This window comes from Paraburkholderia sp. JPY419 (assembly GCF_050435705.1).
Lineage (GTDB): Bacteria > Pseudomonadota > Gammaproteobacteria > Burkholderiales > Burkholderiaceae > Paraburkholderia > Paraburkholderia youngii.
Genome location: NZ_JBNDKV010000002.1, coordinates 57,420 through 70,016, shown reverse-complemented (window position 1 = coordinate 70,016; position 12,597 = coordinate 57,420). Strand labels below are relative to the sequence as shown.

Genomic DNA, 12,597 nt, shown 5'->3' with positions numbered 1-12,597 from the left:
ACCCACATCTGATGTCTTCATCCGCTGATTCCCGAACGGCTCCCGTGGCCGATGACTTCGTCGCGCAACTCGCGGGATTGGCGCCCGACGGCGCGACCGCGGCTCTGCGCGCGTTTCGCGGCGACGCGACCCGTTATACGCAAGGCAGCCACGACGCGCTGTTCTCGACCGATGTCGCCGATCTGACGCTTCGCGAACGTCTCTTTGCGGCGTGGTATGCGGCGCTGTTGTCGAATGCGGAGCAGACGGCACTCGCATATCGCGAGCGTCTGCTGACAGTGGCGGCCGCGGCTGACGCGCAAACTGAAACCACGAGGTCGCTCCTCGATGCAATCGCCGCGCAGCGCGCGGTTCCTGTCGCGTCGATGGCGACGACGGACCAGCGGCTCGCCGCGATCCTGCGTCACACGCAAGCCTTGACGCTGCGTCCCGCCGCGACCGGCAAGCCGGCGCTCGGAACACTGCAGGCTGCCGGCCTCACGACGCGCGCCATCGTCGCGCTATCGCAGCTCGTCGCGTTCGTCACGTATCAAGTGCGGGTCGTCGCCGCGTTGCGCGCATTGGAGGCACGAGCATGAGTGCGGATCACGGCTTTACGACGCAAACCCTCGGCTGGTCCGCATGGCTCGATACGGTCGCGCTCGAACAGGCATCGCCCGAGCAGACTGCGGTACTCGAAGCGAGCCACCCGCAAGCGAAGACTTCCGATTACTACCTGTTGCTGGCCCACGAAGCGGAAATCCTGCGGCAACGATCAGGCGCGTTCAATAGCATCATGTATGCGCCGGGCGGTTTGTCGCGAGCGGAGCGCGAGCTCGCGAGCACGGTGGTCTCGCGTGTCAACGGATGCGTGTATTGCGCGTCGGTGCATGCGCAGCGTTTCCAGCAACTCGCGAAGCGCGAGGACGTCATCCAGCAGATCTTCGCCGCTCCTGAAACGGCGGGTACGACTGAACGGGAGCGCGCGATCGTTCGATACGCGATCGATCTCACGTTGCAGCCGCAGGCGCTCACGCCGGAATCGCTCGATGCGCTTCGCCGCGCGGGACTCGACGATGCACAGATTCTCGATCTTAGCCACGCGATTGCGATCTTTGCCTGGGCCAACCGTTTGATGCTGACGCTGGGCGAACCGGTGTTTCCGGCCTGACCGGGAGCGCCGCCGCATCGACTTCGCAGTAGTGCGGTGCCAAGCGAATGGATATGACAATCGCTTCGTTGCCGCACGATGCGATGCGTTAGAGACTTGCAGTCCCACTCACTCCGAGAGAATCCGTCATGTACGCCTCGCGTTTCTCCGCGCTGCACCGGCGACTTTTCACGCTCGCCGGCGCGGTAATTGCCTTCTCTTTTTCCGCCGTTTCTTCTGCGGCGCCTGCCAGCGGCGAGCCGGTTTTCTTCGGTGTCAGCGGACCGCTGACGGGTCCGAACGCGCAATACGGGGCACAGTGGAAAGCCGGCTTCGACCTCGCGCTCGATGAAATCAACCGCGACGGCGGCATTAACGGCCATCCGCTGCAGTACGTGTTCGAAGACAGCCAGAGCGATCCGCGCCAGGCGGTCGCGATCGCGCAGAAGTTCGTCGACGACAAGCGCATCCTGATCGAACTCGGCGACTTTTCGAGCCCCGCTTCGATGGCGGCCTCGCCGATCTATCAACGCGCGGGCCTCGTCCAGTTGGGCTTTACCAACTCGCACCCGGACTTCACGAAAGGCGGCGACTTCATCTGGAGTCCGTCGGTCAGCCAGGCGGATGCGCAACCGCTGCTCGCGGATCTGGCCGTCAAGCAGGGCTTCAGGCGAGTCGCCGTGCTGTTCCAGAACACCGACTGGGGCCGTGCGAGCAAGGACGTGTTCGTAAAGGCAGCCGCCGCGCGGGGGGCGCAGGTGATCGCGACCGAAGGTTATCAGCCCACCGACAAGGACTTTCGCGCAACGCTGCTGCGTGTGCGCGATACCAAGCCCGACGCGCTCGTGCTGATTTCGTACTACTCGGACGGCGCGCAGATCGTGCGTCAGGCCCGCACGGGCGGCATCACGCTGCCGATCGTCGCAGCGAGTTCGGTGTACTCGCCGAAATTCATGGAACTCGGCGGCGATGCCGTAAACGGCGTGACCACCAACACGAGCTTTTTCCCCGGCGACCGGAGCCCCGAAGTCCAGCGCTTCGTTCGCGACTTCGAAGCGAAATATCATCACGAGCCCGACGCGTTCAACGCGTTCGCCTACGACGCCACGATCATTGCCGCGTATGCGTTGCGCACGGGCGGACTCGATCGACGCGGCGTGCGCGATGCGCTGCCGAGGCTGCATGACGTGCCGAGCGTCGTCTTCGGCAAGGCGACGTTCGATCCGGCGACTCGACGCGTGATCGGTGTGAAAAGCGTCAATCTCGTCGTCGAGAATGGGCAGTGGGCGCTGCTTGGCAGCAAGCCCGCACTGGCGGCCAGGTAGCGGCAGGCACATTCGCGCGGGCCGCCTGCCGATGCGGCCGGGCGCGATTCGCCTTATGCGGAAAAGAACCGGTTCTCAGGCCGTGGCAGCCCAAGATTCTCGCGCAGGGTCTTGCCTTCGTACTCGCGCCGGAAGAGCCCCCGCTTCTGCAACTCGGGAATGACTTTGTCGACGAAGTCGTCGAGGCCGGCCGGAAGATGCGAGAACATCACGTTGAACCCGTCCGAGCCCTCTTCCAGCAACCACTGCTCCATCTGATCTGCAATCATCCGGGCGGTGCCGATCATCTCCAGCCCGGAGTATCCGCCGATGCGCTGCGCGAGCTGACGGATTGTCAATCCATCGCGCTGCGCCCATTCCACGACTCGTTGCCGCGCGGTACGGCTTGCGTTGGTCTCAGGAATTTCCGGCAACGGGCCGTCCGGATCGAGACCGGATACGTCATGCCCCAACGCGATCGACAACGAAGCGATGCCGCTCTCGTAGTGGACCAACGTATCGAGCCGCTCACGCGTTTCGCGCGCCTCTTCGAGCGTATCGCCCACCACGACGAAAGCCGCCGGCAAAATCTTCATGTGATCGCGCGAGCGGCCGAGTTTCTCCATGCGGCTTTTTACGTCGGCGTAGAAACGCTTCCCGTCTGCCAGCGTGGTTTGCGCGGTGAACACGACTTCGGCCGTTTCCGCGGCAATCTGCCGTCCCGCCTCCGATGAGCCCGCCTGCACGATCACGGGCCAGCCCTGAATCGGCCGGGCAATATTCAACGGACCGCGCACCGAGAAGTTCGCGCTTTTGTAGTTCAGCACGTGCAGCTTTTGCGGGTCGAAGAATGTTCCGCTCGCCGTGTCGCGGATAAAAGCGTCGTCGGCCCAGCTATCCCACAGACCTGTGACCACGTCGAAGAACTCGCGGGCGCGCCGGTAGCGCTCGTCGTGTTCGACGTGCTCGTCGAGGCCGAAATTGAGCGCCGCGTCTGGATTCGATGTCGTCACGAGATTCCATCCAGCGCGGCCACCGCTGATATGGTCGAGCGAGGCGAACCGCCTTGCGACGTGATACGGCGCGTCGAATGTCGTGGACGCGGTCGCGACGAGACCCAGCCGCTCGGTGACCGCCGCGAGCGCGGGCAGCAGCGTGAGCGGCTCGAACGAGGTGACCGTGTGGCTGTGCCTGAGGGCGTCGAGCGGCATGTTGAGCACCGCGAGGTGGTCGGCCATGAAGAACGCATCGAAGCGGCCACGCTCGAGCGTCTGCGCAAAACGCTTCAGATGCCCAAAATTGAAGTTGGCATCAGGATAGGCGCCAGGGTACCGCCATGCACCGGTGTGGATCGTCGTGGGGCGCATGAAGGCGCCGAGGCGAAGCTGACGTGACATGAATCGACCTCAATCGAGAACAGGGTCGCGCCAGTGTAATGCGGCCGCGCTGACGCTGCCTGGCGGCAACTCGATTTCGATTTGCAGACCGAAAGCAGCGACGTTCAATGTCCGCCGTATGCAGGCGCTTTATGCCTGACGCGCTGCGCACGGACGAATCGATTTCCTTCCTCGAGTGCTTTTCATATGCGCAAACATTGGTTGGATTTGCGCTGGCGCCGACTTACCGTCCTGAATCTGGCGCCGTGGAGCGCACTGTCAACAGTTACCTATCAGGAAGGAAATAACAGATGAGCCTACGCCCTTTACATGATCGAGTGATCGTCAAGCGTCTCGGTCAGGAGACCCGCACCGCGTCTGGCATCGTGATCCCCGACAGCGCCGCGGAAAAGCCCGACCAGGGCGAGATCCTCGCTGTCGGTCCCGGCCGCCGCGGTGACGATGGCAAGCGTGTCGAACCGGACCTGCAGGTCGGCGATCGCGTGCTGTTCGGCAAGTACGCGGGCCAGGCGGTAAAGGTCGACGGCGACGAATTGCTGGTGCTGCGCGAGGAAGATATCGTCGCAGTCGTTCAAATTTGAGGAGAAAGCAAACATGGCAGCCAAAGAAGTCGCTTTCAGCGACAACGCGCGTTCCAAACTGGTTGAAGGCGTCAACCTGCTCGCCAATGCGGTGAAAGTGACGCTCGGGCCGAAGGGCCGCAACGTCGTGCTCGAACGCAGTTTCGGCAGCCCGGTCGTGACGAAGGACGGCGTGTCCGTCGCGAAGGAAATCGAGCTGGCCGACAAGGTGCAAAACATCGGCGCGCAGCTCGTCAAGGAAGTTGCGTCCAAGACCAGCGACGCCGCGGGCGACGGCACGACCACCGCGACCGTGCTCGCACAGGCGATCGTGCGCGAAGGCCAGAAATACGTCGCGGCGGGCCTCAATCCTCTCGATCTGAAGCGCGGCATCGACAAGGCCGTCGCCGCGGCCGTCGACGAACTGAAGAAGATCAGCAAGCCCACGACCACCAGCAAGGAGATCGCCCAGGTTGCGACGATCTCGGCGAACGGTGAAGAATCGATCGGCCAGCGCATCGCCGAAGCGATCGACCGGGTCGGCAAGGAAGGCGTGATCACCGTCGAAGACGGCAAGTCGCTCGCGGACGAACTCGACGTTGTGGAAGGTCTGCAGTTCGACCGAGGGTATCTTTCGCCCTACTTCATCAACAACCAGGACCGGCAGCTCGCCGCACTCGAACAACCATTCGTGCTTCTGCACGACAAGAAGATCGCGAACATTCGCGATCTTCTGCCGATACTGGAACAGGTCGCAAAGTCCGGCCGGCCGCTTCTGATCATCGCGGAAGACGTCGAAGGCGAAGCACTCGCGACGCTCGTCGTGAACAATATTCGCGGCATTCTGAAGACGGTCGCGGTGAAGGCGCCAGGCTTCGGCGATCGGCGCAAGGCGCTGCTCGAAGACATCGCGATCCTCACCGGCGGCCAGGTCATCGCTGAGGAAACCGGTTTGACGCTCGAGAAAGCGACGCTCGCCGAACTCGGCGAGGCCGCGCGCATCGAGGTCGACAAAGAAAACACCACGGTTATCGACGGCGGCGGAGAGAAGGCCAGCATCGAAGCTCGCGTCAAGCAGATTCGCGCGCAGATGGCGGAAGCAACCTCGGATTACGACCGTGAAAAGCTGCAGGAACGTGTAGCCAAGCTCGCCGGCGGCGTCGCCGTCATCAAGGTGGGCGGCGCGACGGAAGTCGAGGTGAAGGAGAAGAAAGACCGCGTCGATGATGCGTTGCACGCGACACGCGCCGCTGTCGAAGAAGGCATCGTGCCGGGCGGCGGTGTCGCGCTGATTCGAGTGAAGCAGGCGATCGCCGCACTTCAGGGCGCGAACGCGGATCAGAACGCCGGCATCAACATCGTGCGTCGCGCGCTCGAAGAACCGTTGCGCCAGATCGTCGCCAATGCGGGCGAGGAACCGAGCGTGATCGTCGCCAGGGTGGCCGAAGGCAGCGGCAACTATGGCTACAACGCGGCCACGGGCGAATACGGCGACCTCGTCGAAACCGGCGTGGTCGATCCGACGAAAGTCACGCGTACGGCCTTGCAGAACGCAGCCTCCGTGGCGAGCCTGCTGTTGACGACCGACGCCACCGTGCACGAAGCGCCGAAAGATGCGGCAGCGGCTACATCGCCGGCGGGACCTGGAGCCGGCGGTCCGGGCTTCGACTACTAATCGAACTGCTCGAGCCTGCTGACGCCGTGAGGCGTCGGCGCAACGCGCCGCGCATCGCGACCGTCGATGCGCGGCGCTTTGTTTTGAGGGGCCAAGCTGCAACCGCTTCGTGTGCCCTGCCCCGATCCGGATTCAATCCGTCACGGCTTCACGCTGGTAGCGCGACACCGGCGGTCGCAAGCCGAGATGCTCGCGCAACGTGCGGCCTTCGTATTCGTGGCGAAACAGGCCTCTGCGCCGCAATTCCGGCAGCACGAGCCGGATGAAGTCGTCGAGACTGTTGGGAAGCAACGCCGGCATCACGTTGTAGCCGTCGGCGCCGTAGTTGACGAAACGCTCCTCGAGCGCATCAGCTATCTGCTGCGGCGTGCCGACCAGTTGCCAGTGCCCGCGTGCCCCAGCCACGCGCAGATAAAGCTCGCGGATCGTCAGGTTCTCGCGCCGCGCCAGTTCGAGGGTCAGCGACTGGCGGCTCTTGCTCGCGTTGGTTTCGGGTAGTTCGGGGATCGGCCCGTCGAGCGGATAGCCCGACAGATCGAAGCCGCCGGTCAGCGTCGATACCAGCGAGAGACCGACCGCAGGGTCGATCAGTGCCTGCAGCGCATCGAACTTTTCGCGCGCCTCGCGCTCGGTCTCGCCGACGATTGGCATCACGCCCGGCATGATCTTCAGGTCGTCGGGCTCGCGACCGTATTGCGCGAGACGACCCTTCACGTCAGCGTAGAACGCGACCGCATCGTCGAGCGTCTGCTGCGCGGTAAAGATGACTTCCGCGGTGCGCGCCGCGAGCGCCTTGCCCGCTTCCGACGACCCGGCCTGCACGACGACGGGCCGCCCCTGCGGCGAGCGTTCGACGTTCAGCGGTCCGCGCACGTTGAAGAACTCGCCGCGATGATCGAGCACATGGCGTTTCGCGGGATCGAAGTAGCGTCCCGCTGCCTTGTCGCGCACGAACGCGTCGTCGTCCCAGCTGTCCCACAGTCCGTCCACCACTTCCGCGAATTCGACGGCGCGCTCGTAGCGCCGCGCATGCGCGAGATGTTGGTCGAAGCCGAAGTTCTTCGCCTCGTGCGCGCTCGACGACGTGACCAGATTCCATCCTGCGCGCCCCGCGCTGATGTGATCGAGCGACGCAAACTTGCGCGCGATGTGATACGGCTCGTTGAAGGTCGTCGAAGCGGTGCCGACGAGGCCGATACGTTCGGTCAACCCGGCCAGTGCCGAGAGCAGCGTGATCGGCTCGAACTGGGCCACATAGCTATGCGCGGTGCGACTCAGGAAATCGACATTGTCGCCGCGCGTGCCCGAGCCGTCGGCGAGAAAAATCAGATCGAACTTCGCGGCTTCCGCTGCCTGGGCAAGCTGCACGTAGTGGCGAAGGTCGCGGCCGGCATCCGCGCGCGCGTCAGGATGACGCCACGCGGCGATGTGATGTCCGGTCGGATAGAGAAACGCGCCGAGGCGTAGGTGTCCTTTGCGTTGGCTCATGATCTGTACGAGTCCTTGATCTGGCGGTAAGGCGGCGCAACCCTATGCGCTGTCGCGCCAGCGTTGCGGGTTCGGTGGACGGTTCAGTCCGAGATGCTCGCGCAGCGTCGTGCCCTCGTATTCGCTACGAAAGATGCCGCGCTGCTGCAGGATAGGCACGACGCCATCGACGAAATCACGTAATCCGCCGGGCAGCGCATCGGGCATCAGGTTGAAGCCATCGGCCGCGCCGCCGTCGAACCAGCGCTCGATGTCGTCCGCGATCTGCTCTGGCGTGCCGACGATCACCCGGTGACCGGTGCCGCCCGCCAGCGCACGGATCAGGTCTCGTACGGTGTGACCATGACGGCGCGCCTCGGCGAGCGTCGCGTGAAAAAACGTGTGGTTTCCGTTGCCGCCGCCGGGCAGCGCGAGATCGTCGGGCAACGGCGCGTCGAGCGTCAGACGCTCTACGTCGATGCCCAGCGTACCCGCGAGGCGGTTCAGGCTGTAGCGCCACGGAATCTGCTCGACGAGTTCATCGCGCCGGCGCAATGCTTCGCTGTGAGTCGCGCCGATGATCGTCGTCAGACCGGCGAGCGCCTTGACGGCCGGGCGGCCATAGGCGGCTGCCCGCTCGTTCAGATCGCGCCGGTAAGCCGCCGATTCCTCGAATGATTGCGACGCGGAAAAGACCGCTTCCGCATGACGGGCTGCCAGCTCCCGGCCATCTGCCGACGCCCCCGCCTGCACCACCACAGGATGCCCTTGCGGGGAGCGCGGGAGGTTCAGCGGCCCTTGTACGTCGAAGTAGCGGCCGCGATGCGCGATCGCATGCACTTTTGCAACGTCGACGAAACGGCCGCGGGCTTTGTCGCCGACGAACGCGTCGTCCTCCCAGCTATCCCATAGCGCCTTGACCACTTCGGTGAATTCGGCGGCCCGCTCGTAGCGTTGCGCATGGTTCGGTACCGCGTCGCGGCCGAAATTGCGCGCCGATGGCAGGTCGGCGGTGGTCACGACGTTCCAGCCGGCGCGGCCGTTGCTGACGTGATCGAGCGTCGCAAAGCGCCGGGCGATGTTGTACGGCTCGTTGTAGCTGGTCGATGCGGTGCCGATCACTCCGATGTGCGTCGTCGCCGCCGCGATGCTGGCGAGCAGTACCGTCGGTTCAAGCGCGGTGATCGGGCGGAAGTCGATCTGGTCGACGATCGCTGCATTGTCGGCGAGGAATACCGCGTCGAGCTTGCCGGCCTCGGCGATCCGCGCGACGCGAACGTAGTGATCCACATCGACGAACGCGCGTGGCTCGGCCTCGTCAAGCCGCCATGCCGAGGGCACGAAACCTGAGTGCAGAATGTTGACGTTTAGATGCAGGCGGCGCCGCGCGGCGCGTGCCGGAAGACGACTCATCAGCGATGTCCTCGCGTTGGATCAGTGGACTTTCGGAAAAGCGTGCCGCTCGGCGAGCAGGTCGAGAATGCGGCGCGGATCGGTGACGAAGCGTCGCTCCCCGAGCGAATCCGCATCGGCGGGCGCGGGCTGTTCGTCGCCGAACACGAGCGCGGGCAGCCCCTGATGCGCTTCATCGAGCGCTTCGATCACGGCCTTGCGAGGCCGCTCGAACGGCACGCGCAGCACGTCGAGCCGTCCGACGCGCGCGGGGTCGCTCGCAAGCAGCCCTTCGATCGGCGCGCCATGCGGACAGATAAAGCGTTCGCCGGGATGATGCGGGTCGGTGAATCCCGGTTCCAGCAGGATCAGAAGGTCTCGGCTCATTGCGCAGGTTTCCTCAAAAAATGTGCTACCGGACTGGTTGGCAGGCTGGCGGCGCTGTCTCGCCGCCAGGAGAATCGCGGATTGATATGCCCCACTCGGCGTTGGTTAGAACACGCGTCCTTCCGTCAGATGCGTCGTCACGCCGTTCAGCTCGTAATCGCCGATCACGCGAGCCTTATGCAACAGCGGGTTGTGGTTGAAGATCGTGCGGAGATTGCGCCAGTGCCGGTCGTAGTTGTGCGCGCGCGACGTCGCCGACGCACCGCCCGCCTCAAACATGCGCTCCGCCGCGTAAAGCGCGAGCTTGCTGACGACCAGCTGAGTGCGTGCAGTCGCGAGCGCGCCATCCAGCACCAGCGCCGGCGCATCGGCGGTGCCCTCGCGGATCGCCCGCGCCGAGCGGTCGAGCACGCGTGCGTTATCACGAACTAGCGCATCGATCGTATGGCTATGCGCACCCAGATCGCCGATCACCTGCTGGATGAAGGCATCCTCGCGCGCGGAAGGCGCGGGGCTGTGCAACGCGGGACGGCCATGCCGCAACACATAGTGCTTCGCATCGGCGACGACGTTGCGCACGATGCCTGCCGCCACCGCCACCAGATGCAGTTGCCGCAGCGCGCCGCCGTGACGCCCAACGAGCGTCGTCTGCACGCGCGGCGTCACTTCGTCGTCGCGAACCAGCAGGTTGTCGAATTCGAGGCTGCCGCTTGCCGTCATGCGTTGCCCCATGCCGTCCCAATCGTCGAGGACGCGCAAGCCTTCGCGCTTCACCGGCACGATCGCGAGCACCGGGTCGCCGTTCTCGTCCTGCAGGTTCAGGCGCGCGAAGTCGGAGAACGCCGTGCCGGTCGCGTAGTACTTGCGGCCGCTTAGGCGGTAGTGCACACCGTCGGGGCGCAGCTGGGTCGTGATTTCGCCGGGGCGCGCGGTGCCCAGTTCAGTGGAGGCGCCGCCGAAAATCGCGCCATCGGCGATGCGCTGAATCTGGATCTCGTTGAACGGCGTGCGTGGCGACAACAGCAACGCTTCGACCTGATCGAAGTGGATGCGCAGTGCGTGCGCGAGATTGCTGTCCGCGGCCGCAAGCGTCGCGATAACTTCGAACTCGTCCTCGAGCGAACCGCCGAGTCCGCCCCATTCGAGCGGCAGGCGCAGGCGTGTGAGCCCGGAGCGGCGGAACAATGCGAAACCGTCGAACGGCAATTCGCGGCGCGCCTCCCGTGACGCGGCGTCTTGCGCAAGGGCGTGCGCGAGCGCGGGTAGCGACGCGAGCGCGGTATTTAGGCGCTCCTGCGCAGCGGTGTTATGTTGATCGGATTCAGCCATTCGTCGTTCCTCGTACTGGACAGGCAGACCGGCATACTTGCGCCGGGCGTCGGACTTCATCGACAGGACAGCGTGCCAGTATAGGGACGCGTATCGGTGCGGATAACAACCGATTTGCGCTTACGTTATTCGCCTGCCTGCAATGACAATGCGACGACCTCCATGCGCGGCGCAAAAGCCGTCACGCCCGCTTGTCGCATCGCGGACGGCTGCCAAAGAGATGTCACCCGAGCGTCGACGGTGACGTGAGGATGAAGGTCCGCTTTACGGCTGAATATACAGATCGGCGAAGCTGCCGCGAATCCCCTCACCCGTCGGCGCATAGTCCTTCACATTCTTCGCAACGATCGTGATGCTGGGATTCGCGCCGAACTCGATCGATGGGATGTCCTTCTTGACGAACTCAGGTTCCAGCAGGCACTCGCCAGTGGTCGCTTGTACCGGGCACTGCCCCGAGGCCCGGTACATGGCGACCTGTCTCGCGATAACGTCTTGTTCGCCTCTACGGCCGGCTCGGACAACCGAACCGGCGTGGAAAAGCTGTCGGGCTTTTTCGATTTTTACTTCGCGGGAACCGATGTATTCATATGACTGGTGCATCGATCGCCAGTCCGGAGCACTGCTGCCCGCCATGGCCACTGCCTTCGTCGAAGCTTATGAGCGCGCTCGCCCGTTCAGCTCGCTGGAGCGACGCTACTTGCCCGCAGTGCTCAGAGCGGCGGCTTTGAGGTTTTGGCTATCGCGCCTGGAGGATTTTCACTTCCCCCGCGAATCGGCATTGCTCCATGCACATGACCCGGATCACTTCTTTCGCGTGCTGTGCCGTCACCGGTGCTCATCACTTTCCTCATCCCAGGACGCAAGCACGTTGACATGATGAAAAAGGCTTATCAATTGCGCGATCTGATTCGAGCCGACAATTTCATCAATGGCGAGTGGGTTCCCGCCGCAAGCGGCAAGCGCTTTGCCGTGACCGATCCGGCAACGGGCGAAATCATCACTGAAGTCGCGGACAGCGGCCCTGCCGATGCGCAAGCCGCCACCGATGCCGCCGCGCGCGCCTTCCCCGCCTGGCGGGATACCTTGCCGAAGGAGCGCGCCGCCGTGCTGCATCGCTGGCATGCACTGATCCTTGAACACGCGGATACGCTCGGGCATCTCATCTCGCTTGAACAGGGGAAGCCATTTTTGGAAGGGCGTGGCGAGGTCATGTACGGCGCGTCATACGTCGCATGGTTCGCCAATGAAGCAACACGAATCTACGGCGATATGATTCCGCAGCAGCAGCAGCAGCAGCAGCAGCAGCAGCAGCAGCAGCGCGGCAAGCGCATGAGCGCGGTGAAGGAACCGGTAGGGATCGTCGCGGCAATTACGCCGTGGAATTTTCCGCTCGCGATGATCGCGCGCAAGATCGCCCCGGCGCTCGCGGCAGGCTGCACGGTTGTCGGCAAGCCGGCTGAGGACACGCCGCTCACCGCGTTCGCGCTGGTCCTCCTCGCACACGAAGCAGGCGTTCCCGCAGGCGTGCTCAATCTCATCAGTACGTCGCGAGACAACGCGTTTGAGTCCGTCAAAGACTGATTGGACGACGGACACGTGCGCAAGATCACTTTCACCGGTTCAACGCCGGTAGGCAAGTATCTGGCGCGCGAGTCGGCGGGGACGCTGAAAAAGCTTTCGCTCGAACTCGGCGGCAATGCGCCTTTCATCGTGTTCGACGACGCGGATCTCGAGGCCGCCGTCGCGGGGCTCATGGCATCGAAGTTTCGCAACGGCGGGCAGACGTGCGTCTCCCCGAATCGCGTGTACGTGCAAGCGCCGGTATACGATAGGTTCGCCGATCTGCTCACCAAGCGCGTCGCCTTCCCTTGCATGGAAGCCGTGGCTGTCAGCGTAGTCGATGCACCGCATCGCACACGACAACTTGTGCAAACGGTGGCGAGAAACGATGCGTTCG

The 12,597-nt window shown here is 64.0% G+C and carries 11 protein-coding genes and 1 pseudogene; 7 read left to right on the top strand and 5 right to left on the bottom strand.

The genetic code is table 11. The features are described from left to right. The first annotated feature begins 11 nt into the window (after positions 1–11). From QFZ91_RS06530 to QFZ91_RS06520, 3 genes are all read left to right on the top strand, one after another. Positions 12–578 (top strand): hypothetical protein, encoded by a 567-nt coding sequence (locus QFZ91_RS06530; RefSeq protein WP_429566712.1) that lies wholly within the window; start codon positions 12–14, stop codon positions 576–578. Next, a complete protein-coding gene (locus QFZ91_RS06525) occupies positions 575–1,150 on the top strand; it encodes a peroxidase-related enzyme (RefSeq protein WP_429566711.1) in 576 nt (191 codons plus the stop codon). The genes QFZ91_RS06530 and QFZ91_RS06525 overlap by 4 nt, the downstream gene beginning before the upstream one ends. Positions 1,151–1,278: 128 nt before the next feature. Further along, on the top strand, positions 1,279–2,454 hold the full coding sequence (locus QFZ91_RS06520) for an ABC transporter substrate-binding protein (RefSeq protein ID WP_429566710.1): 1,176 nt from the start codon (positions 1,279–1,281) through the stop codon (positions 2,452–2,454). 53 nt (positions 2,455–2,507) lie between these two features. Here QFZ91_RS06520 and QFZ91_RS06515 read toward each other — a convergent pair whose 3' ends face one another. Continuing rightward, the gene (locus tag QFZ91_RS06515; protein WP_429566709.1) at positions 2,508–3,830 is read right to left on the bottom strand and encodes an LLM class flavin-dependent oxidoreductase; all 1,323 of its coding nucleotides are present in this window, start codon (positions 3,828–3,830) and stop codon (positions 2,508–2,510) included. Positions 3,831–4,120: 290 nt separating this feature from the next. Between QFZ91_RS06515 and QFZ91_RS06510 the strand changes: the two genes are divergently transcribed. Both QFZ91_RS06510 and groL read left to right on the top strand, forming a co-directional pair. Next, positions 4,121–4,411 (top strand): co-chaperone GroES, encoded by a 291-nt coding sequence (locus tag QFZ91_RS06510; RefSeq protein WP_026228878.1) that lies wholly within the window; start codon positions 4,121–4,123, stop codon positions 4,409–4,411. A 13-nt stretch (positions 4,412–4,424) separates the two neighbouring features. Beyond that, entirely contained in the window at positions 4,425–6,065 is a 1,641-nt protein-coding gene (groL, locus tag QFZ91_RS06505; RefSeq protein WP_176377748.1) for a chaperonin GroEL, read from the top strand. 132 nt (positions 6,066–6,197) lie between these two features. On the opposite strand, the gene QFZ91_RS06500 is transcribed toward groL, so the two are convergent. The 4 genes from QFZ91_RS06500 to QFZ91_RS06485 all read right to left on the bottom strand — a co-directional run bounded on the left by QFZ91_RS06500 (position 6,198) and on the right by QFZ91_RS06485 (position 10,640). Further along, entirely contained in the window at positions 6,198–7,553 is a 1,356-nt protein-coding gene (locus QFZ91_RS06500) for an LLM class flavin-dependent oxidoreductase (protein WP_429566708.1), read from the bottom strand. A gap of 42 nt (positions 7,554–7,595) precedes the next feature. Next, positions 7,596–8,945, bottom strand: coding sequence for an LLM class flavin-dependent oxidoreductase (locus QFZ91_RS06495; protein WP_429566707.1), 1,350 nt, complete (start codon positions 8,943–8,945; stop codon positions 7,596–7,598). Positions 8,946–8,966: 21 nt separating this feature from the next. Beyond that, positions 8,967–9,311, bottom strand: a complete 345-nt coding sequence (locus tag QFZ91_RS06490) for a DUF3088 domain-containing protein (RefSeq protein WP_429566706.1) — start codon at positions 9,309–9,311, stop codon at positions 8,967–8,969. A gap of 105 nt (positions 9,312–9,416) precedes the next feature. Further along, positions 9,417–10,640, bottom strand: a complete 1,224-nt coding sequence (locus QFZ91_RS06485; protein ID WP_176377745.1) for an acyl-CoA dehydrogenase family protein — start codon at positions 10,638–10,640, stop codon at positions 9,417–9,419. Between the two features lie 270 nt (positions 10,641–10,910). Between QFZ91_RS06485 and QFZ91_RS06480 the strand changes: the two genes are divergently transcribed. Together QFZ91_RS06480 and QFZ91_RS06475 are read left to right on the top strand one after the other, a co-directional pair. Continuing rightward, a complete protein-coding gene (locus tag QFZ91_RS06480; protein WP_429568601.1) occupies positions 10,911–11,231 on the top strand; it encodes a phosphotransferase in 321 nt (106 codons plus the stop codon). A gap of 285 nt (positions 11,232–11,516) precedes the next feature. After that, positions 11,517–12,503, top strand: a pseudogene (locus QFZ91_RS06475) (aldehyde dehydrogenase family protein); the annotation flags it as partial. Positions 12,504–12,597: the final 94 nt, after the last annotated feature.